This window comes from Streptomyces sp. NPDC111516, assembly GCF_055635345.1.
Genome location: NZ_JBVKBV010000014.1, coordinates 25,717 through 46,490 on the forward strand (window position 1 = coordinate 25,717; position 20,774 = coordinate 46,490).

Genomic DNA, 20,774 nt, shown 5'->3' on the forward strand with positions numbered 1-20,774 from the left:
GGTGTCGTCATCGGCGCCCCTCCTTCCGGATCCGGCGGATGTTGAAGAACATCACCGGGAGTACCAGCAACAGCAGGAGTACGGCGATGGCGCTGCCGATCCCGAGGTCGGCGTCCGTGCCGAACGAGGAGCGGTAGAGCTGGAGTGCCAGCACGTTCGCGTCGGCCAGCGAGGACCCCGGCGAGATGATGAAGACCAGGTCGAAGACCTTCAGAACGTTGATCATCAACGTGACCAGCACCACGGAAAGGACGGGCGCGAGCATCGGCACCGTGATCCGGCGGAACACCTGCCACTCGTTCGCGCCGTCCACCCGGGCCGCTTCGAGGAGCTCACGCGGCAGGCCGGCCAGGCCGGCGGCGATCAGCACCATCGCGAACCCGGCCCACATCCAGACGTAGGAGCCGATGATTCCCGGTGTGACGAGGGTCGGGCCGAGCCACTCGACCCCGTTGTACGGCTCCCTGAAGTTCGAGGCGGGGAGCCGGAGTTCGGCGCCGTCGGCCGAGGCGGGCAGGGTGAACGTACCGTCCGCGCCCGCCGTTGCCGAGGCGACCACCTTGCCGTCCTTGACCGCCTCTACCTCGAGGCCCTTGAGCCCCAGCTCCTTGACGTCGATGACATTGGGTCTGCCGCCGCCGCCCTTGGTGAAGTCCAGCCACGCGGTACCGGTGATCTTCCCGGATCCCGCCGCAGCGGCCTTCGCGGGCTTGGCGTCCTTCGGCATGTTCGCCGGCGCCACACCGACCAGTGGCAGCTGTACCGGCTGTCCGGCCCGTACCGGCGCCTTGGTGACGAACGAGCCGCCGCCGCCCGCCTTGAGCGGGTGGACGGGCAGCGGATGCGCCTTCGGGTAGCTCGCGGAATCGGTGAACGTGTCGTGCACACCCACCCATACGGCGTTGGCGACCCCGCGCTCCGGGGCCGCGTCGTACACCAGGCGGAAGATAATGCCGGCGGCGAGCATGGAGATCGCCATCGGCATGAAGACGATCAGCTTGAACGCCGTGCCCCAGCGGATCCGCTCGGTCAGCACCGCGAAGATCAGCCCGAGGGCCGTGGAGACCGTCGGCGCGAACACGACCCAGATCGCGTTGTTCTTGATCGCCGTACGGATGGTGTCGTCCGTGAACAGCGCCTTGTAGTTGTCGAGTCCGGCGAAGCCCGTACCCGCCTGGTCGAAGAACGACCGGTAGACGGAGTACCCGATCGGATAGACCACGAGCGCGCCCAGCAGCACCAGCGCGGGAGCCAGGAAGAGCGCCGCGATGACCCGGCGGGTGCCGGTCACACTCCGGCGACTGCGTCCCGGGCCGTCGGCCGGACCGTCGGACGACTTCCTGGGCGCGGGTACCGACGGCCCGCCGGACGGATGCTTGTCGGCGGGGGGCACCGCGTCGGCGCCCCCCGCTGCGGCTGTCGTCATCGCGTCAGCTCTTGTATGCCTTGGCCGCGTCGGACTCCAGCTTCGCTTGGGTCCCCGCGATGTCCTTCGGGTTCTTCAGGAAGTCCTGGAGAGTCTTCCACTCGCCCTTCCCGGGCGTCCCGCCGAACGACTGCGGGGCCTGGTCGGACATGTCGAACCGGACGGCGTCACCCGCCGCGATCAGCGCCTTCGCCATCGTGCGCTGCACCTCGTTCGGATACGCGGCGACGTCCAGGGCCTTGTTCGGCGAGATGAACCCGCCCTGTTGGGCCATGATCTTCGCCGCGTCGGTCGAGCCCAGCCAGGTCAGCAGGGCCTGGGCGCCCTTGCCGTCCTTCAGGGCCACCGCCGCGTCGCCACCCGTCACGACGGGGGACTCGGCGCCGACCGCCGGGAACGGGAACACCTTGGCGTCCGTCCCGATCTTCGCCTTCGTCTGCGCGATGTTGACGGCCACGAAGTCGCCCTCGTAGACCATCGCGGCCTTCGGCTGGTCACCGCCGGTGAAGGTCTGGGTGACCGAGGCCGGGAACTCCGTCTGCAGCGCGCCGTCCGCGCCGCCCGCGATCAGCGACGGCTTGCCGAAGAGCTCCGCGAGCGTGGTCAGCGCGTCCTTGACGGACGGGTCCGTCCACTTGATCTTGTGCTGGGCCAGCTGGTCGTACTTCTCCGGGCCCGCCTGGGAGAGATAGATGTTCTCGAACCAGTCGGTCAGCGTCCAGCCGTCCGCACCGCCGACCGAGACCGGGGTGACGCCGGAGGTGGACACCGTCTCGGCCGTCGCCAGGAACTCCTTCCAGGTCTTCGGCTCGGCCGCGCCCGCGTTCTCGAACGCCTTGGCGTTGTACCAGATCAACGACTTGTTGGCGGCCTTGAAGTAGACCCCGTACTGGGTGCCGTCGACCGTACCGAGGTCCTGCCAGACCTTCCCGTAGTTCTTGGCCAGCTGGGCCTTGGCCTCGGCACCGACCGGCTTGGCCCACTTCTTCTCGGCGGCCTGCCGGATCGCGCCGACCTGCGGGATCATCGCGACGTCCGGCGGCTGCCCGCCCGCGATCTTCGTACCGAGGAAGTTGACGATCGGGTCCTGCGCCGGGACGAAGGTGACCTTCGCCCCCGTGCGGGTCTCGAACTCCTTGAGGACCTTGACGAAGTTGGCCTGCTCGGCTCCGGTCCAGACCGCCGCGACCGAGAGATTCTCGCCGTCCAGTTTCGGTAGGACGACGCTCGACGAACTCCCCTTGCCGCCCCCGGAGTTCTTTTCCGGCTTTGTTTTTCCGCTGTCGCCGTCGTCACCGCAACCGGTCAGAGCCAGTGCGCCGATGGCGGTGAACACCATGGCGGCCCTGCTGATCCGAAGGGTTGTGCGCATCGCTGCCCCGTCTCTCACATCGTCGTGTGCGCACAGTCCTACGCTGGGTGTACGGGCGCCGCAATACCGCTTTAGGTGTCAACTCGTCGATCGTGATGGGCTCGTGACGTGCGATCAGTAGAAGTATCGGTTCGGCCATCAGGAGTGGACGGACCCGAACGGGGCTATCGGCTCGGCGTTCACCGACCGGGCCGCCCGCTCCAGCGCACTGGCCAGCAGCGCCAGGTCCGTCGGACCGTTGCCCAGTTCGCGGACCGGGCGCCGGGTCGGCGGATCGCCCATCCGCTCCCACTCCAGCGGTACGACGGTGGGGCGCAGCGTCGCCGTACGCGGAATGCGTCCCGTCACCCGGCCGCCCTGGAACGGGGTCACCCGCCCGTCCGGATGCCCCAGCCTGCCGCGTCCGGGCGCCGGATCCGCAGGCGACCGCGGGACGACCGGTGCGTCGAGCACGATGCGCAGCCGGGCCCCGTGGGCCAGATCCGTGTCCTCCGTACGGTCCGGGCGGGCGGATGTCGCGACCAGGTGGACGCCGAGCCGGCCGCCCTCCCTGGCCACGGCCTCCAGGGCCCGTACGACCGAACCGGCGGCGGGCCGGCCGGGACTGCCGAGCGCCGGGGCGACCAGCGCGTCGAAGTCGTCGACGAGGACGACGAGCCGGGGCAGCGGGGACGGGCCGGGGTCCGTGGACCGCGCGGCGGCGGGGCGCAGGCGGAGCGTCCCGCTCAGCAGGGAGTCCACGTCACCGCGCTGTTCCGCGGCGGTCGGCGGGCGCTGGCCGACCATCCGCTGCGCCACCTCGTGCCGGTGGTGCCACTCGGTGAAGTCGTACGGGTCGAGCAGCTCGGCGCGCCGCTTCAGCTCGCCGCCCAGTGCCTGCGCGAACTCCCGCATCCGTACCGGATCGGAGGCCGCGAGGTGCGTGAACGCGTGCGGGAGTTCGGTGCACGGGTGCAGGCTCTCACCGCGCTCGCCACCGGCGCCGTCGACCAGGAGGATGCCCAGCCGGTCGGGCCGGGCGGCGGCGGCCAGCGAGGCGGCGACGGCCCGCAGCAGCTCCGTACGTCCGCTGCCGGCCGGACCCTCGATGAGGAGATGGGGGCCCTCCGCCGACAGATCCACACTGACCGCGCCCCGGGGCCCGGCCCCGAGCACCACGACGGGCCGCCCGGCGGCCACGACGGCGGTGCCTTCGGCGGGGGCGGACGCGGCGGGTGCGGGTGTGCCGGTGCTTGTGGCCGTGCCTGTGTTCGCGTCCATGGCGGCGGGCGCCGCGATCCGGGGCGTGTCGGTGCCGCGCGGCCCGCTCACCCGGTTCGAGGTCCGACCCGACCCGGCTGAACGGAGACCGCCGGCGTCCTGGACATCGTCACCGCCCCAGGAACCGGACCCGGAAACGGTGCGGGAGCTCGGGGTGTCCCCGGGCGAGGCGCCGTAGCGCCCGCCACTGACGCGGGGTGCGGCGCTGCCGGGGTACGGGGTGCGCCCGGAGCCACGGGTGTCGCGGTCCTCGTCACGCACGAGGCCGTAGCCCGCCGTGCCGACGTGCGTGGCGGTCTCGCTGCCGGGGTACGGGGTGCGACCCGACCCCGGGGCGTATCCACCCGGGCCGCCGCCCGTGCGCTGGGCGCCCACGCGGGGGCCCGCACCGCGCGGGTACTCCGTACGGCCCGAACCGCGGGTCGCCGCGTCGGCCACCTCCGTACCGCCACCCCCCGGCCCGCCCGCCCAGCGGCCCGAACCGCGGACGGTGGCGCCGGGCTGGTCATCGGCCGTGGACGCCCAGCGGGCCATCAGCGAGGCGGGGGTGGCACGGGCCAGGCCCAGCTCGTCCAGCAGCCGGGCCGTCGTCGGGAGCGCGGCCGACACCGGCCGGCCGTGGGCCGTCACCGAACCCTCCGTGCGCAGCGGGGCCAGCGCCCGTCCGAACCGCTCGGCCCAGTGCGCCGACACCGCGTCCACGGTCGCGACCGTGCCCCGGCCCGCGGCCCGGCCGTCCGCCGTGCGCAGCAGTCGCAGGGCCGTCGCCACATCGCCGCTCAGCATCGCCACCGCCCCGCACTCCCGGAACGCGATCGAGGCGTGGCAGGCGGCCTCGTAGGTCGCCGCGACCGGTGACGTGGGTGTGGCGGCCGGGGTCTCGGCCAGACAGATCAGATGGATCCCGGCGGCGGCCCCCGCGGCGGCCAGCCGGGCGGTGTTCTCGCGCAGCACCGCCGAGCCGGGGTCGCCGTCGACGACCAGCACGGTGTACGGGCCCGCGTACCGACCGGCGGCCTCGGCGACCGTGTCCCGGTCCAGACTCGCCCAGCCGGGCCCGAGCGGCCCCTCGTCAAGCCGGCGCACCAGCTCCGTCGTACGGGCGAGGGCCTGCTCACGGTCGTACGCCAGGAGCAGCCGGCAGTCCTGGCCGTGCATAGGGACCACGTGCGGCAGCCAGCCGAGCCAGGCCCACTCGCGTCTGCGCTCGTCCGCGCCGCGGGCGCGGTCCGTGCTGATCAGCACGATCTCCAGATCGGCGGGGGAGTGCAGCGCGGCGAGCTGCGCGACCGTCGAGCGGGCGAGTCCGGCCAGCCGGGTCCGCGGCCCGGCGAGCCCGAGGGAACCGGCCTCCCGCAGCCCCACGGTCACCGGCACGGCGGGCAGCTCGGCCCGGTCCGTCGTCCCCAGGCGCACCACGAGCGCCTCCGGGTGCGCGGCGTCGCGCTCCCAGAGCCGGGGACCGGGGCCGAGCGCGGTCAGCAGCACGGCCGCGGGGTCGGGCCAGGCGCCCCCCGCGGCGGCCCCCGCGGGCGTCACCGGGGCGGTGGCCGGGAAGGGCGGCCCGGCAGCGCCCGTCTCGTCGGGCGTCGCCTCATGGACCGGCTCGCCCTTGTTGCCCGCGAGTCTGCGCGCCCAGCCGCCTATCCCGCCGCGCCGGGGTGTCTCGTCGCCCGGGAGGGGGGCCGGGCGCCCGGCGGCGGAGTGGCGGCGGCTGTCGACGGGCCCGTCGTCACCGCCGTACGGGTCAGAGTCGCCGGGCCCTTCGTGCGGGGCGGGACCGGAGCCGTGCTCCTCGGCGAAACCGCCGTCGGCGGCGGACGCGCCCGCTGTACCGGACACCCGCAGATGCCCTTCGCCGTCGGGGGCCGTCGAGAGGGTCGGCGTACGCGCCCCGGAGGTCAGCCGGAGCGTCGATTCGCCGAGCCGCAGCAGCGCACCGGGCTGCAGGCGGACCGGGCGGTCGCGGACCTCGGCGCCGTCGAGCAAGGTGCCGTTGGTGGAGCCCAGGTCCGCCACCGAGACCAAGCCGTCCGCGGAGACCGTCACCGCGCAGTGCAGCCGGGACACATCGGGGTCGTCGAGCGGGACGTCCGCGTCGGCGGAGCGGCCGATCCGGACCCGGCCGCCGTGCAGCAGGTGGACCCCGCCCGCGTCGGGCCCCGCGACCACGTGCAGCTGCGCAGGGACGGCGTCGTCCGCCGCCTCGTCCTCGCCCGGGACCTGGAGCGAGAGCACCGCTCCGTCGACCAGCGGGGGCTCACCCAGCGCGCACCGCTGCGCGTCGAGCCGCTCACGCCCGGCGAACAGCACCACCGCGCCGCTGCCGAGTGAGCCGTCGGGCCCGGAGACGGCCGCGGCCAGCGGGGACGCCACGGTGGCGAGCGCCGTCCCCGACGGGGCGGTGACCAGCACGTCGCAGGCGCGCGCCGGGGTCTGGCCGCTGCGCGGCGCAAGGACGGTCAGCCGGATCTGCATCGCCTCAGCGGTCCCTTCTGCGCGGGGTGCGGGGCAGGGGAAACGGCCTGTGATTCCCCCCACCCGACACGGACGCGTCGTCCGGTACAGGTTCGTCACGTACCGCAGGGCTCCCTACCCCACAGTCCGTGCTGGAGGCATCCTCGCACCTGCCACTGACAACGCGCCCGCGGGCCACCGCTAAGTGATCTTGAAACGTCGGCTGTGCGCCCATACGTGCCCGCTTGGAAGGTTTTCCCGTGCCCGCCTGGAAGGTTCTCCCGTGCCTGCCTGGACGCTTTCCGTAACTCCGGAACCGTTCCGGGAGGTCATCCGGCATGATTCGTCGCACGTGCGTGCGGCAACCATCCGCCCGGTGTGAGCGTCTTGTTCCGCAACCGGCTCTCACCTCCCCGGGAGGCACCGGCCACGGCGGACGAGGGCGACGAAGGCGAGCGCCCCGACCTCGCCGGTCACCCCACTAGAGTGGGCCGGAACTCCCGGGCGGATCCGGGAGCACCGCAGACACCACGATCGCAGGGAGCACATGACGTGCGGCCGGTAGGCAGCAAGTACCTGCTCGAGGAGCCGCTGGGACGCGGCGCCACGGGCACCGTCTGGCGTGCCCGCCAGCGGGAGACCGCAGGCTCCGAGGCGGCCGTCGCCGGCCAGCCCGGCGAGACCGTGGCGATCAAGGTCCTGAAGGAGGAGCTCGCCAACGACGCCGATGTCGTGATGCGGTTCCTGCGTGAGCGCTCGGTGCTGCTCCGGCTCACCCACGAGAACATCGTGCGCACCCGCGACCTGGTCGTCGAGGGCGATCTCCTCGCCCTCGTCATGGACCTGATCGACGGCCCCGACCTGCACCGCTACCTCCGCGAGAACGGCCCGCTCACCCCGGTCGCCGCCGCGCTGCTCACCGCGCAGATCGCGGACGCGCTCGCCGCCAGCCACGCCGACGGCGTCGTCCACCGCGACCTCAAGCCCGCCAACGTCCTGCTCGACGAGCGCGACGGTCAGATGCACCCGATGCTCACCGACTTCGGCATCGCGCGCCTGGCCGACTCCCCGGGGCTCACCCGGACCCACGAGTTCGTCGGCACGCCCGCCTACGTGGCGCCCGAGTCCGCCGAGGGCCGCCCGCAGACCTCCGCCGTCGACATCTACGGCGCGGGCATCCTGCTGTACGAGCTGGTCACCGGCCGCCCGCCGTTCTCCGGCGGCACCGCCCTCGAAGTCCTGCACCGGCACCTCAGTGAGGAGCCCCGCCGCCCCACCACTGTCCCGGCGCCGCTGTGGACGGTGATAGAGCGCTGCCTGAGCAAGGACCCGGACCAGCGGCCCAGCGCCGAGAACCTGGCCCGCGGACTGCGCACCGTCGCGGCCGGCATCGGCGTGCACGCCAACGCCGCCCAGATCGCGGCGGCCGACGGCGTGGGTGCCCTGCTCGCACCCGACCCGGCGCCCGCGGCCGTGCCGCAGGCCCCCGGCGCGGCCGACCCGACGCAGGTGCTGCCGAGCGACGCGGGATCCTACGATCCGAACGCCGCGACCAGCGTCATGCAGCACGCCCCCGGCCCCGGCCAGGGCGCGGGCGGGCACGCCGACCCGACCTCCGTCATGCCGCCCGTACCGCCGCACCCGGACGGCCCTCCGCAGCCCGACGGGCCGCACCCTTGGCAGTCCCAGCTCCAGGCGGCCCGGGACCGCAACGAGCAGACGCAGGTCCAGTACCTCGACCCCGGCCAGGACCCGCTGCGCCGTCGCCCCCAGCGGCCCCAGCCGCAGCAGCAACCGCAGCAGCCCCAGCGACGCCAGCAGCCGCCGCAGCATCAGCAGTACCCCCAGCCCCGGCAGCAGCAGTACCAGCCGCAACCGCAGCACCAGCCCCAACAGCAGTACCAGCGCCAGCAGTACGCGCCGCCGCAGCAGCCGCCGCCCCAGCAGCCGGCCCCGCGACAGCCCCGCGAGCCGCGGCAGCGCAGCGCCAACCCGATGAAGATTCCCGGCCTCGGCTGCCTCAAGGGCTGTCTGTTCACCCTGGTCCTGCTGTTCGTCGCGGGCTGGCTGATCTGGGAACTGACCCCGTTGCAGGACTGGATCGGCCAGGGCAAGAGCTACTGGCAGGCCATCAGCGACGCCGTCTCCAGCGTGACCGACTGGGTCTCGAAACTGGGTGGAAGCAGCGGTCCCTGAGCGGCCGACGCCTCATCAACTCTGTAGCTATATCGACTTCTGCGGGCCAGTTTCCACGCATATCACCCGCAGAAGTGAAGGTTGGCGCCATCCCGGGCACTCAACACCCCGATCGACGCGTAACTTTGTCGACCGGGGGTCATGAGCGACGGTCCATCGCCAGCCGCTGAGGGAGCAGTCTTGGCACGGAATATCGGCAGCCGGTACACCGCCCACCAGATCCTGGGGCGCGGCAGCGCCGGCACGGTGTGGCTCGGCGAGGGGCCCGAGGGCCCGGTGGCCATCAAGCTGCTCCGCGAGGACCTCGCGTCCGACCAGGAGCTCGTGGGCCGCTTCGTCCAGGAGCGCACCGCCCTGCTCGGTCTGGACCACCCGCGTGTGGTCGCCGTCCGCGACCTCGTGGTCGACGGCAACGACCTGGCGCTGGTCATGAACCTGGTACGCGGTACGGACCTGCGCACCCGCCTCGACCGCGAACGCCGGCTCGCGCCCGAGGCCGCCGTCGCGATCATCGCGGACGTCGCCGACGGCCTGGCCGCCGCGCACGCCGCCGGAGTGGTCCACCGCGACGTCAAGCCGGAGAACATCCTGCTCGACATGGAGGGTCCGCTCGGCCCGGGCGGCTCGCACCCGGCGCTGCTCACCGACTTCGGCGTGGCCAAGCTGATCGACACCCCGCGCCGCACCAAGGCCAGCAAGATCATCGGTACGCCGGACTACCTCGCCCCCGAGATAGTCGAGGGCCTCCCGCCTCGCGCCGCCGTCGACATCTACGCGCTCGCCACGGTCCTGTACGAGCTCCTCGCAGGCTTCACGCCCTTCGGCGGCGGACACCCCGGCGCGGTCCTGCGCCGCCACGTCACGGAGACCGTCGTCCCGCTCCCGGGCATCCCCGAGGAGCTCTGGCAGCTCCTCGTCCAGTGCCTGGCCAAAGCCCCGGCCTCCCGGCTGCGTGCCTCCGAGCTCGCGGCCCGGCTGCGCGAGCAGCTACCGCAGCTGGCCGGCATCCCGCCGCTGGACGTGGACGAACCGGACACCGAACCGGAACCCCAGACGTACGACGAGCAGCAGTACACCCCCGTGCCCGAGGAGCCCCGCCGACGTGGCGCGGTCCCTCTGGTCCCCGGCTCGTCCACCGATTCCAACCGCGACACCCACACGAGCATGCGCGTCCCGGCTCCCGACGAGCTGTCCGGCGGCCCCCGGGGCACGGCCAGGGCCCCCCGCTCCCCGGGCCGGCCCCGCCCCGGCTCGGCCCGCAACAAGTCCGCGGCCGTCCGCAAGCGCCGCCTGACGCTGGGCGCCGCGGCGCTGGTGCTGGTGGTGGGCCTCGGAGTGGGCTGCTGGCTGGCGCTGGGCGGCGACGGCACGGACGTGCCCACGCAGGACACGAAGAACTCGGCGCCGGGAACGCCCTGAGAGCCTGTCGGGCGCCCGGCTCCGAGCCGGGCCCGGACACGGTTCCCGGCGGCTTCCGGCCCCGACGGAACCCTCGGTGCCCCTGGTCGCCGTACGGCCCGGGGAGGCGCCGCACACCCGGCCACCGAGTCGTGATCATGCGGCCCGAGGAACGTCCGTGCCGACAGCCGTTACGCTGGACCCGTGGCAGTCGTCGATATTTCCGAAGAGCTGAAGTCCCTCTCCTCGACCATGGGGTCGATCGAGGCCGTCCTGGACCTGGATGCGCTGAGGGCGGACATCGCCGCGCTCGAGGAGCAGGCGGCAGCGCCTTCCCTCTGGGACGACCCGGAGGCGGCGCAGAAGATCACCAGCAAGCTTTCGCACCTCCAGGCCGAGGTCCGCAAGACCGAGGCGCTCCGCGCCCGGATCGACGACCTCGAAATCCTCTTCGAGCTCGCCCAGGACGAGGGCGACGCCGACGCCCTCGCCGAGGCCGAGTCCGAGCTGGAGTCGGTCAGGAAGGCGCTGGACGAGATGGAGGTCCGTACGCTCCTCTCCGGCGAGTACGACTCCCGTGAGGCGCTGGTCAACATCCGCGCCGAGGCCGGTGGCGTGGACGCCGCCGACTTCGCCGAGAAGCTCCAGCGCATGTACATCCGCTGGGCCGAGCGGCACGGCTACAAGACCGAGGTCTACGAGACGTCGTACGCGGAAGAGGCCGGCATCAAGTCGACCACCTTCGCCGTCCAGGTGCCGTACGCCTACGGCACGCTCTCCGTCGAGCAGGGCACCCACCGGCTCGTCCGGATCTCGCCCTTCGACAACCAGGGCCGCCGCCAGACGTCCTTCGCGGGTGTCGAGGTGCTGCCCGTGGTCGAGCAGACGGACCACATCGAGATCGACGAGTCCGAGCTGCGCGTCGACGTGTACCGCTCGTCGGGCCCCGGCGGCCAGGGCGTCAACACCACGGACTCCGCGGTGCGCCTGACCCACCTCCCGACCGGCATCGTCGTCTCCTGCCAGAACGAGCGCTCGCAGATCCAGAACAAGGCGTCCGCGATGAACGTCCTCCAGGCGAAGCTCCTTGAGCGCCGCCGCCAGGAGGAGCAGGCGAAGATGGACGCCCTCAAGGGCGACGGCGGCAACTCCTGGGGCAACCAGATGCGGTCGTACGTCCTGCACCCGTACCAGATGGTCAAGGACCTGCGTACGGAGTTCGAGATGGGCAACCCGGAAGCGGTCTTCAACGGCGAGATCGACGGCTTCCTGGAGGCGGGCATCCGCTGGCGCAAGCAGCGGGAGAAGTAGGCGGGCGGGCCGACGCGGCCTGATTCCCTGTCCTTTGAACGGTGGTGCCGGAATCCCCACGGGGTTCCGGCACCACCGTTTTCGTCGCGGAGCGTACGAGGCGGCACGCAAAAGGGAGTTGGGGGGCGAGTTGGGGAGACGGCGTGGTGAGTGCGTCACAGTCGTGATTCCGAATGGAGATCAACTCCCATCAAATCGGCGCAGATTGCGCGGAACGGCCTTGACGTGATCCTTAACTCTGGACAGGGTGCTAGGGCAGCATGCGTATGTCCGGGACGGGTGTGAACGGGGGCGGACGGCATGACCACGGCTCCATGTGGCGTCGTTCGGAGCAAACCCCGCAGAGCCGGGACCCGCATATGGCTGCTCCACTGACGAGAACAGCTACTGGGGGTAGCAGCAGATGACGAAGAAGACGCGAGTACGCGTCGCGCGGATAGCCGCAGGTGCGGTGATCGCCGCGGGTGCCTCGCTCACCGCTGCCGGTGTGGCGTCTGCCGCCGGCATCGGTGTCAACGTCGCGGGTGTTCAGGTTGGCGTCCAGACGGCGGACGGCGACCCGTGCAGCCCGCTCGACCCGCGATGCGAGCCGACGACCCCGCCGACCACGGAGCCGACGGACCCGCCGACCACGGAGCCGACGGACCCGCCGACCACCGAGCCGACGGACCCGCCGACCACCGAGCCGACGGACCCGCCGACCACCGAGCCGACGGACCCGCCCACGGACCCGACCGACCCGGGCCACGGTAACGGCGGCAATGGCAACAACGGTGGCAACGGCAACGGTGGCCACCAGTCCGGCGGCAACGGCAACAACGGCGGCAACGGCAACAACGGCGGCAACGGTAACGGCGGCAACGGTTCCTCCGGCACCTCCGGCAACGGTGGTACCGCCGGTAACGCCTCCGCGGGCTCCGTGACCGGTGGCGGGGACGCCGACAACTGCACCGTCGACCTCGACGGCGCGAAGTGCGCGGACAACACCACCCCCGACTCGGCCGGCAACCAGCCGGTCGAGCAGGGCAAGGGCAAGGACGAGCTCGCCGAGACCGGTGCCGCCGAGACCACGTTCCTGCTGGTCGGCGCCGCGACGATGATTGCCGGAGGCATCGGCTTCCGGATCCTGCCGCGCCTCATGAACGGCCGTACGGTCGCCTAAGGGCCCGCAAGCGGCACATGTGACGCACAGAGGGGCCCGGGGCGCCTGTATCGGCATCCCGGGCCCCTCCGCGTACACGTACACGCTCTCGCAGGCGGACGGACGGGCTCTCCCGCGGCTACGCGGTCTGGTGCGCCAGCAGCGCCAGCGCGCCCAGCAGCACCACCAGCAGGGCCAGCAGTGTCGCGGGGCTCAGCCCCGCGAAGATTCCCTGCCCCTGTTCGTGCTGCAGCCGCTCGCGGCTTGCCCGGCACACGGGGCAACGGCCCTCATTCACGGGCGCCGCGCAGTTTGCGCACACCAATCGGTCATAGGTCATGCGCTTTCCTCCTCCCGCGCGGCGGAGCCGCATACGCCTTGTCTCCGCACAACGCTCATGGGGACGCAACCGTTCCCCCTACCACTGTGCCAGCTCGCGCGGATTTCGGCGCGGCCCGCCGGACATCACCCGTTCCGTAGCGCTTCGGCCCGCTTCCGGCCTGCGTCGTTCCGCCATAAATCACCCATCCCGGGACGCGCGCCTGCACGCGTCAGGCCGGTTCGCGTATGGTCACGCACACCTACTCCCGGCCGACCGTGGTGCATCCGTGATCCGATTCGACAACGTCTCCAAGACCTACCCGAAGCAGAGCCGTCCTGCTCTACGGGATGTGTCTCTCGATATCGAGAAGGGCGAGTTCGTCTTCCTGGTGGGCTCCTCCGGCTCCGGCAAGTCCACCTTCATGCGACTCATCCTCCGAGAAGAGCGCGCCAGTCAGGGCATGGTCCACGTCCTGGGCAAGGACCTCGCACGCCTGTCCAACTGGAAGGTGCCGCACATGCGCCGCCAGCTGGGCACGGTTTTCCAGGACTTCAGACTTCTCCCCAACAAGACCGTTGCGGAGAACGTGGCGTTCGCGCAGGAGGTCATCGGCAAGCCGCGCGGCGAGATCCGCAAGGCGGTGCCGCAGGTCCTCGACCTGGTCGGCCTCGGTGGCAAGGAGGACCGGATGCCCGGTGAGCTCTCCGGTGGTGAGCAGCAGCGCGTGGCGATCGCGCGGGCGTTCGTGAACCGTCCCATGCTGCTGATCGCGGACGAGCCGACAGGCAACCTCGACCCGCAGACCTCCGTCGGCATCATGAAGCTGCTGGACCGGATCAACCGGACCGGCACCACCGTGATCATGGCGACCCACGACCAGAACATCGTCGACCAGATGCGCAAGCGCGTCATCGAGCTGGAGCAGGGCCGTCTCGTACGCGACCAGGCCCGCGGCGTCTACGGCTACCAGCACTGAGCATCGAGCACTGAAAGGACGCCATGCGCGCCCAGTTCGTCCTGTCGGAGATCGGCGTCGGCCTCCGTCGCAACCTCACGATGACCTTCGCCGTCGTCGTCTCCGTCGCCCTCTCGCTCGCCCTGTTCGGCGGCGCGCTGCTCATGCGCGAGCAGGTCAGCACGATGAAGGACTACTGGTACGACAAGGTCAACGTCTCGATCTTCCTGTGCAGCAAGAGCGATGTGACCTCGACGCCCAAGTGCGCCAAGGGCGCCGTCACCAAGGAGCAGCGGGATCAGATCGAGGGCGACCTCAAGAAGATGGACGTCGTCGACACGGTCACGCACGAGACGGCCGACGAGGCCTTCAAGCACTACCAGGAGCAGTTCGGCGACTCGCCCATGGCGAGCAACATCACGCCGGACCAGATGCAGGAGTCGTTCCGGGTCAAGCTCCACGACCCGAAGAAGTACAAGGTCGTCGCCACCGCCTTCGCCGGCCGTGACGGGGTGCAGTCCGTTCAGGACCAGCGGAGCATCCTGGACAACCTCTTCCAGCTGATGAACGGCATGAACGTGGCCGCCCTCTTCGTGATGGCGCTGATGCTGGTCATCGCGCTGATGCTGATCGTGAACACCGTCCGGGTGTCCGCGTTCAGCCGCCGACGAGAAACGGGCATCATGCGGCTCGTCGGCGCCTCCGGGTTCTACATCCAGATGCCGTTCATCATGGAGGCCGCCTTCGCCGGTCTCATCGGTGGCGTGCTCGCCTGCGTGATGCTGCTGGCCGGCCGGTACTTCCTGATCGACGGCGGTCTGGCACTGCAGAGCAAGCTGAACCTGATCGACTTCATCGGCTGGGACGCGGTCCTCACCAAGCTGCCCCTGGTCCTGGCGATCGGCCTGCTGATGCCCGCCGTTGCCGCTCTCTTCGCGCTGCGCAAGTACCTGAAGGTGTGACAAGCGCCCTTGTGGCGCACGACCAACCGGCCGTGCGCCACAAGGGCGTTGTCCTACACTCATCGCCATGTCGGGTCCCACGCAGTGTTTCGGGCCCCGCGGCGTGCGCCGCGGGGCGGTCCTGACATTGGTTTTCGCGACCGTGCTGGCCACCGCGGCGGCCACCGGCTCGCTGCCGCGCGGCGCGGCGAAATCCTCGGACATCGCGACCCGTTACGTCGCCTCCACCGTCGACGGTGACGAGGTGGCCGACGCCGCCGCCCGGGCCGTGGCCGACGGCAAGTCCGGCAAGGAGGCGGCCGAGGAGGTCGTCAGCCGCAGCGGCGACCGCTGGGGCGCGGTGTACGACGAGCGGCAGTACGAGGAGTTCGAGCAGGCCCTCGACGGCTCGTACACCGGCGTCGGGATCGCCGCCAGGCGCTCCGCCGAGGGACGGGTCGAGGTGGCCAGGGTCCAGCCCGGCGGCCCCGCCGACCGCGCGGGCATCGAGCCGGGCGATCTGCTCCGTACGGTCGACGGTCACCGGGTCGACGAACGGCCCGTCGCCGAGGTCGTCGCCCTGCTGCGCGGAGACCGTACGGAGGCGTCCGCAGGCAGCACCGTCGTGCTGGGCGTGCAGCGGGGCGCGGTGCTCCGGACCGAGACGCTGCGCCGGGCCATGCTCACCACCGAGGCCGTCACCGTCCGGCGCATCGGACCGGACCGTTCCGATCCCTCCGCGGCTGTACTGATCGAGGTGGACTCGTTCACCAGGGGCTCGGGCGACAGGGTCCGCGACGCGGTCCGGGACGCACCGGCGGGTGCCGGGGTGCTCCTCGACCTCCGCGGCAACTCCGGCGGCCTGGTCACCGAGGCCGTCACCGCCGCCTCCGCCTTCCTGGACGGCGGCCTGGTCGCCACGTACGACGTGCACGGAGAGCAGCGCGCCCTCTACGCGCAGCCGGGCGGCGACACCGTCCGCCCCCTCGTCGTCCTCATCGACGGCGGCACGATGAGCGCCGCCGAGCTCCTCACCGGCGCGCTCCAGGACCGGGGCCGCGCTGTCACGGTCGGCTCGCGCACCTTCGGCAAGGGTTCGGTCCAGATGCCCAGCAAGCTCCCGGGCGGTTCGGTGGCCGAGCTGACCGTCGGCCACTACCGCACTCCGGCGGGCCGCGGTGTCGACGGGCGCGGCATAACCCCGGACCTCGCGGTCACGTCCCGGGCCGAGCGGCAGGCCGAAACAGTATTGAGTGGCCTCGGGGGTGGGTCGTAGTGCGAAAATGGCCGCACTATGGCTAAGGAAAAGGACACGGGGCGCAAGCTCATCGCGCAGAACAAGAAGGCGCGGCACGACTACCACATCCTCGACACCTACGAGTGCGGTCTCGTACTCATGGGGACCGAGGTCAAATCGCTGCGGCTGGGCCGGGCCTCGCTCGTGGACGGCTTCGTCCAGATCGACGGCGGCGAGGCATGGCTGCACAACATCCACGTCCCGGAGTACGTGCAGGGGACCTGGACCAACCACTCGGCCAAGCGGAAGCGCAAGCTGCTGATGCACCGGGCGGAGATCGACAAGCTGGAGTCGAAGTCCGGCGAGACGGGTCACACGATCGTGCCGCTCGCGCTGTACTTCAAGGACAGCCGGGTGAAGGTCGAGATCGCGCTCGCCAAGGGCAAGAAGGAGTACGACAAGCGGCAGACCCTGCGCGAGAAGCAGGACCTGCGGGAGACGAACCGTGCGATCTCGGCAGCGCGCCGGCGCCAGCGCAGCGCGTAGCCGGGAGCGTACGGGCGGGGCCGGCAGGCACCCGCAGGAATAGGCTGGCATCGTCGTGCGTTGGTCACGTACGATGGCACTGCACCTCACAGCGGGTGCACCATTGAAAAAACAACATGGGGATGATCGGTTTCGACAGCGGATGTCGAAGCAGGGGAAGCGTGTCGAGGAAGCGGCAATGATCTCGTAAACCATATGTCGCAACCAATAATCGCCAACTCCAAGCGCGATTCCTTCGCCCTCGCTGCCTAAGTAGCGACTTGCGAAGTGTCAGCCCGGGGGTGATCCCGACCCGGATCCTGGCATCATCAAGGGATCTAAACTTCTAGACCCGGTCACGGGGCCTGGAAGGAAATCAAACAGTGGCTGAGCCCGTCGGAGACTTGTTCGCGTGATCTCCGGGGCCGAGAAAATCGCAGCGAACTGCACACGGAGAAGCCCTGATTCTGCACCGTTGGACGCGGGTTCGATTCCCGCCATCTCCACAATTCCCATGTGAACGAGGACCCCGTTGCCCACCGGCAACGGGGTCCTCGTTCTTGTGCCCGCCGTCCGGCTTGTGCCCGCCGTCCGGAGCGTGCCCGGCGTGATCCGATCGAGAGGCCCTACCTCCGCCGGACCCCGGCCGCGGCGACGGCCAGCGCCAACCCCGCCGCGCATATCGGTGCGACATAGCCCGACACCTGGCCCGGGTGCTCCACCAGCCAGCCTCCGGTCGCCGAACCCGCGGCGATCCCGCCCAGCAGCGCGGTCACGGCCAGGGTCATGCCCTCGTTCAACTGGCCCTCGGGGGTGAGGCGTTGCACCAGCGTCATGCCGGTGACCATCGTCGGGGCCGTCGCCGCGCCCGCCAGCAGCAGTGCGCCCGCGAGGGCGAGGAGCGAGTCGGCGGAGGCGGTGGCGAGCAGTGGCAGGGACATCAGCGCCGTCATTCCCGCCAGGCAGCCCAGCAGCCGGCGCCGGATGTCCCCGGCCGGGCGCAGGGATCCGTACAGCAGCCCCGCCACACACGATCCAGCCGCCTGGAGGGCCAGGATCGCGCCCCCGGCCTGGGCGATCGTGACGACCTCCATCGCGCCGAAGACCGCCCCGGTGGCGAGGAAGACGGCGAGCAGGGCCGGCATGCCGGGGGCGCGGAGCGGTGAGCCGGAGCGGGTGGTGCGGGGTGCCACCGGTGGTTCGGTGGCGCGCTGGGCGGCGAAGAGCAGTACGCCGGTCATCAGCAGGATCGCCCCGACGAGCGTTCCGGCCTCCGGGAAGAGCGCCGCGCACAGCAGGGCGGCGAGGGCCGGGCCGAGCATGAAGCAGAGTTCGTCGACGGCCTGTTCGAAGGAGTTCGCGGTGTGCAGGGCGGCCGGATCGCCCCGGTGCAGATGGGCCCAGCGGGCCCGGGACATCCCGCCGGTGTTGGGGGTGGTGGCGGTCGCGGCGTAGGAGGCGAAGAGGGTCCAGGCCGGGGCACCGTAGTGCACACAGAGCAGCAGCGCGAGTGATCCGAGCGCGGCGACAGCGGTGGCGGGCACGGCGACCCGGGCCTGTCCGTACCGGTCGACGAGCCGGGCGGTCCAGGGCGCGACCACTGCCGTCGCGGCGAGGCCGGTCGCGGTGACGGCGCCTGCCAGGGCGTACGAGCCGCGCGATCCGGCGATCATGATCACCGCGCTGACGCTGAACATTCCCATGGGGAGCCTGGCGAGGAGATTGCCCGCGGTGAATGCGCGGGCGCCCGGGGTGGCGAGCAGTCGGCGGTACGGGTTGGTGGGCGCCGGGCGGGCGGGGGCGGCGGCGCGCGGGGCGATGACCAGCAGGTCCCCGGAGACGGTGAGCAGGGGGGCGGTGGGCGGCGTTCTCTCGTACGGCATGGATCCACCCTCGGGGCGCACGGCCCACGGGGTCCAACACCTTCTCCGTACCGATTAACGCATTTGTGTTGTAAATTTTGGAGGTGGCCTCCTCCGCTGCCGATACCGGCACCCAGACGCATACCCATACCGACCCCCGGCTGCTCCGGGCCTTCGTCGCCGTCGCCGAGGAACTGCACTTCACCCGTGCCGCGGCCGGGCTCTACATCGCCCAGCAGGCGCTGAGCCGGGACATCCGCAGGCTGGAGCGCGAACTGGGCGCCGAGCTGTTCGTACGGACCACCCGGCAGGTCTCCCTCACCCCGGACGGTGACCGGCTCCTCCCGTACGCGCGACGGGTGCTGGAGGCGCACGACGATCTCGCCGCCGCCTTCGCCGATCCCGCGGTCAGACCACTCTTCGTCGACCTCAACACCGATGGCATGACCGCCGCCCGCGTACTCGCCCGAGCACGGGAGCTGGCCCCGGCGTGCGAGCTGATGGCGCGCTTCGAGAGCGGGCTCACCTGGGCGGCGGGGGAGATCCTGGCCGGGCGGCTCGATGTCTCGTTCGGCCGGGCCGCCGGACTCGATCCCGCGGTACTGGCGCGGCTCGAGGTACAGCCGGTGCGGTACGAGCCGATGGCCGTGCTGTTCCCCGCCGATCATCCCCTTGCCGCGCACGAGACCGTCGCGCTGGACGATCTGGCGGGCGAGACCGTCTACGCGGGCGCCGGAAACCCCCGCACCCCGGAGTGGACGGACCTCGCCCGGCTGCTCTTCGCCGAATGGGGCATCGCGCTGGCGCCACCCGTCCCACTCGCGATCGGCGTGGCCGAGTTTCAACGGGTCATGGCCAAGTCGCCGCGCTACCCGATCCTGTGCATGGTCGAGTTCGCCCCGATGCCCGGCACCGTGATGCGACCGCTGGTCCGGCCCGTACCGCTCTCCCCGCTCCTGCTGGTCTGGCGCAAGGGGCTCCGTCACCCCGGCCTCGACGCCCTGCGTGAAGCCGCGGCGCAACTGGGGTCCGAGGAGGGCTGGATGGTGCGGCCCGCCGGAAGCTGGCTGCCCGAGATCGATGCGTCGCTCATGCTGACGTCCGCCTGATCGAGGAACCCGGGCGCTGGACCCGGCACCGGACAGCACGTACGCCGAGAAAGAGGCCCGGCCAGGCCCGGGTAGCGTGACGGGATGATGAACGACATCCACCGGATCGACGCGGAGATACGACTCCGTCCCCCGACCCCGGCCGACGCCGCCTCTTTCGCCGTATCGCTGACCCGCAGCCGCGCGTACATGCAACCCTGGGAGCCCGTGCGGCCCGACGCCTTCTACACCGGGCAGGGGCAGCGGGAACGGCTGGCCGGTCTGCTCGCGGACCGTGACGCGGGGCGGGCGATGGCCTGGGTCCTCGCCGATGAACAGGACCGCGTGGTGGGCGGGTTCAACCTCAACGGCATCGTGCTCGGGCCGTTCCGCAGTGCGACTCTCGGCTACTGGGTCGATGTCGAGCACGCGGGCCGTGGTCTGGCCACGGCCGCCGTGCAGCGGGTCTGCGAGGTGGCCAGGGACGGGCTGCGCCTGCACCGGGTCGAGGCGGGGACGGTGCTGGACAACGTCGCGTCGCAGCGGGTGCTCGCCAAGTGCGGCTTCGAGCAGTACGGCGTGGCCCCGCGCTATCTGCACATCAACGGCGACTGGCGCGACCACCGGCTGTTCCAGCGGATCCTGTACGACGGTTCGTCGCTGCCGGCGTAAGGGCCGGAACGGCTATCGGACGCCGTCGGTACGCACGCGCACATGACGGTGTCCGTCCAGCGGCCACGGCGGCCGCGCCGGAAGAACCTCCGCGAAGCGGTAACCGCTCTTCTCCGCGGCCCGGCAGGACGCGTCGTTGTTCACCTGATGCAGCAGGTCCAGCCGCACGAGCCCGTCCCCGGCGAATGTCTCGAACGCCCAGTCGGTGAGCGCCCCGAGCGCCCTCGGAGCGACCCCGCGGCCGCGCGCCGACGCCACCGTCCAGTAGCCGACCTCCGCGCTGCCCGAGCCCGGTGCCGGGAATTTGAGCACCACATTGCCGACCAGTTCGTCGTCGCGATCGCGATCGACCACCGCGAAACCGAAGCGGCTGCCGGATTCCCGGCCCTCCTGCTGCACCCGCAGCCAGTGCCGCGCCTCCGCCTCGTCCGTGACCTGCATGAGCAGCATGGCGCGCATCGCGGGATCGCGGTACGCCTCGATCACGGCCGGTATGTCGTCGGGCAGCCAAGGCCGGAGCAGCAGGGACCCGGCCACCAGCGTGGCGGTGCGGAGATCGTCGGTCATCAGGACACCGTACGGCCCCGTCCGTACCGAACCGCGCGGCGGCA

16 protein-coding genes and 1 other RNA gene are annotated in these 20,774 nt (G+C 71.4%); 11 read left to right on the top strand and 6 right to left on the bottom strand.

The window, feature by feature from the left end:
- Positions 1 to 7: 7 nt before the first annotated feature.
- From ACZ7L9_RS24300 to ACZ7L9_RS24310, 3 genes are all read right to left on the bottom strand, one after another.
- Positions 8 to 1,426 carry a carbohydrate ABC transporter permease gene (locus tag ACZ7L9_RS24300; protein ID WP_471418041.1) on the bottom strand — a complete coding sequence of 473 codons (1,419 nt, stop codon included), beginning with the start codon at positions 1,424 to 1,426 and terminating at the stop codon, positions 8 to 10.
- 4 nt (positions 1,427 to 1,430) lie between these two features.
- Complete coding sequence (locus ACZ7L9_RS24305; RefSeq protein WP_471418043.1) at positions 1,431 to 2,798, bottom strand: ABC transporter substrate-binding protein; 1,368 nt, start codon at positions 2,796 to 2,798, stop codon at positions 1,431 to 1,433.
- Between the two features lie 138 nt (positions 2,799 to 2,936).
- On the bottom strand, positions 2,937 to 6,536 hold the full coding sequence (locus ACZ7L9_RS24310; RefSeq protein ID WP_471418045.1) for an FHA domain-containing protein: 3,600 nt from the start codon (positions 6,534 to 6,536) through the stop codon (positions 2,937 to 2,939).
- 531 nt (positions 6,537 to 7,067) lie between these two features.
- On the opposite strand from ACZ7L9_RS24310, the gene ACZ7L9_RS24315 reads away from it, so the two are divergent.
- The 4 genes from ACZ7L9_RS24315 to ACZ7L9_RS24330 all read left to right on the top strand — a co-directional run bounded on the left by ACZ7L9_RS24315 (position 7,068) and on the right by ACZ7L9_RS24330 (position 12,582).
- Positions 7,068 to 8,711, top strand: a complete 1,644-nt coding sequence (locus ACZ7L9_RS24315) for a serine/threonine-protein kinase (RefSeq protein WP_471418047.1) — start codon at positions 7,068 to 7,070, stop codon at positions 8,709 to 8,711.
- A 180-nt stretch (positions 8,712 to 8,891) separates the two neighbouring features.
- Positions 8,892 to 10,130 (top strand): serine/threonine-protein kinase, encoded by a 1,239-nt coding sequence (locus ACZ7L9_RS24320; protein WP_471418049.1) that lies wholly within the window; start codon positions 8,892 to 8,894, stop codon positions 10,128 to 10,130.
- Between the two features lie 183 nt (positions 10,131 to 10,313).
- Positions 10,314 to 11,420, top strand: coding sequence for a peptide chain release factor 2 (gene prfB, locus ACZ7L9_RS24325; RefSeq protein WP_471418051.1), 1,107 nt, complete (start codon positions 10,314 to 10,316; stop codon positions 11,418 to 11,420).
- Positions 11,421 to 11,823: 403 nt separating this feature from the next.
- Complete coding sequence (locus ACZ7L9_RS24330; RefSeq protein WP_471418053.1) at positions 11,824 to 12,582, top strand: LPXTG cell wall anchor domain-containing protein; 759 nt, start codon at positions 11,824 to 11,826, stop codon at positions 12,580 to 12,582.
- Between the two features lie 118 nt (positions 12,583 to 12,700).
- Here ACZ7L9_RS24330 and ACZ7L9_RS24335 read toward each other — a convergent pair whose 3' ends face one another.
- A complete protein-coding gene (locus ACZ7L9_RS24335) occupies positions 12,701 to 12,901 on the bottom strand; it encodes a hypothetical protein (RefSeq protein ID WP_471418055.1) in 201 nt (66 codons plus the stop codon).
- 268 nt (positions 12,902 to 13,169) lie between these two features.
- Here ACZ7L9_RS24335 and ftsE point away from each other — a divergent pair, with 268 nt between their 5' ends.
- The 5 genes from ftsE (at position 13,170) to ssrA (ending at position 17,050) form a co-directional block, all read left to right on the top strand.
- The gene (gene ftsE, locus ACZ7L9_RS24340; protein WP_124723233.1) at positions 13,170 to 13,859 is read left to right on the top strand and encodes a cell division ATP-binding protein FtsE; all 690 of its coding nucleotides are present in this window, start codon (positions 13,170 to 13,172) and stop codon (positions 13,857 to 13,859) included.
- Positions 13,860 to 13,882: 23 nt separating this feature from the next.
- Positions 13,883 to 14,800, top strand: a complete 918-nt coding sequence (gene ftsX, locus ACZ7L9_RS24345; RefSeq protein WP_471418058.1) for a permease-like cell division protein FtsX — start codon at positions 13,883 to 13,885, stop codon at positions 14,798 to 14,800.
- A 67-nt stretch (positions 14,801 to 14,867) separates the two neighbouring features.
- The gene (locus ACZ7L9_RS24350; protein WP_471418060.1) at positions 14,868 to 16,055 is read left to right on the top strand and encodes a S41 family peptidase; all 1,188 of its coding nucleotides are present in this window, start codon (positions 14,868 to 14,870) and stop codon (positions 16,053 to 16,055) included.
- Positions 16,056 to 16,073: 18 nt separating this feature from the next.
- Complete coding sequence (gene smpB, locus ACZ7L9_RS24355) at positions 16,074 to 16,562, top strand: SsrA-binding protein SmpB (RefSeq protein ID WP_385652041.1); 489 nt, start codon at positions 16,074 to 16,076, stop codon at positions 16,560 to 16,562.
- 118 nt (positions 16,563 to 16,680) lie between these two features.
- Positions 16,681 to 17,050, top strand: a transfer-messenger RNA (tmRNA) gene (gene ssrA / locus ACZ7L9_RS24360).
- 117 nt (positions 17,051 to 17,167) lie between these two features.
- Here ssrA and ACZ7L9_RS24365 read toward each other — a convergent pair.
- The gene (locus tag ACZ7L9_RS24365; protein WP_471418063.1) at positions 17,168 to 18,424 is read right to left on the bottom strand and encodes an MFS transporter; all 1,257 of its coding nucleotides are present in this window, start codon (positions 18,422 to 18,424) and stop codon (positions 17,168 to 17,170) included.
- An 83-nt stretch (positions 18,425 to 18,507) separates the two neighbouring features.
- On the opposite strand from ACZ7L9_RS24365, the gene ACZ7L9_RS24370 reads away from it, so the two are divergent.
- The gene (locus tag ACZ7L9_RS24370; RefSeq protein ID WP_471418065.1) at positions 18,508 to 19,512 is read left to right on the top strand and encodes a LysR family transcriptional regulator; all 1,005 of its coding nucleotides are present in this window, start codon (positions 18,508 to 18,510) and stop codon (positions 19,510 to 19,512) included.
- An 84-nt stretch (positions 19,513 to 19,596) separates the two neighbouring features.
- Positions 19,597 to 20,163 carry a GNAT family N-acetyltransferase gene (locus ACZ7L9_RS24375; protein ID WP_471418067.1) on the top strand — a complete coding sequence of 189 codons (567 nt, stop codon included), beginning with the start codon at positions 19,597 to 19,599 and terminating at the stop codon, positions 20,161 to 20,163.
- A gap of 12 nt (positions 20,164 to 20,175) precedes the next feature.
- Here the strand turns inward: ACZ7L9_RS24375 and ACZ7L9_RS24380 are convergent, their stop codons facing one another.
- Entirely contained in the window at positions 20,176 to 20,730 is a 555-nt protein-coding gene (locus ACZ7L9_RS24380) for a GNAT family N-acetyltransferase (protein WP_471418069.1), read from the bottom strand.
- Positions 20,731 to 20,774: the final 44 nt, after the last annotated feature.

Excerpts from the sequence above, each read along its gene's own strand:
- ACZ7L9_RS24335 (WP_471418055.1), bottom strand. The coding sequence starts at position 12,901 with ATGACCTATGACCGATTGGTGTGCGCAAACTGCGCGGCGCCCGTGAAT.
- ACZ7L9_RS24330 (WP_471418053.1), top strand. The coding sequence starts at position 11,824 with ATGACGAAGAAGACGCGAGTACGCGTCGCGCGGATAGCCGCAGGTGCG.
- ACZ7L9_RS24365 (WP_471418063.1), bottom strand. The coding sequence starts at position 18,424 with ATGCCGTACGAGAGAACGCCGCCCACCGCCCCCCTGCTCACCGTCTCC.
- ACZ7L9_RS24375 (WP_471418067.1), top strand. The coding sequence starts at position 19,597 with ATGATGAACGACATCCACCGGATCGACGCGGAGATACGACTCCGTCCC.
- smpB (WP_385652041.1), top strand. The coding sequence starts at position 16,074 with ATGGCTAAGGAAAAGGACACGGGGCGCAAGCTCATCGCGCAGAACAAG.
- ACZ7L9_RS24310 (WP_471418045.1), bottom strand. The coding sequence starts at position 6,536 with ATGCAGATCCGGCTGACCGTCCTTGCGCCGCGCAGCGGCCAGACCCCG.
- ACZ7L9_RS24350 (WP_471418060.1), top strand. The coding sequence starts at position 14,868 with ATGTCGGGTCCCACGCAGTGTTTCGGGCCCCGCGGCGTGCGCCGCGGG.
- ACZ7L9_RS24380 (WP_471418069.1), bottom strand. The coding sequence starts at position 20,730 with ATGACCGACGATCTCCGCACCGCCACGCTGGTGGCCGGGTCCCTGCTG.
- ACZ7L9_RS24300 (WP_471418041.1), bottom strand. The coding sequence starts at position 1,426 with ATGACGACAGCCGCAGCGGGGGGCGCCGACGCGGTGCCCCCCGCCGAC.
- ACZ7L9_RS24305 (WP_471418043.1), bottom strand. The coding sequence starts at position 2,798 with ATGCGCACAACCCTTCGGATCAGCAGGGCCGCCATGGTGTTCACCGCC.
- ftsX (WP_471418058.1), top strand. The coding sequence starts at position 13,883 with ATGCGCGCCCAGTTCGTCCTGTCGGAGATCGGCGTCGGCCTCCGTCGC.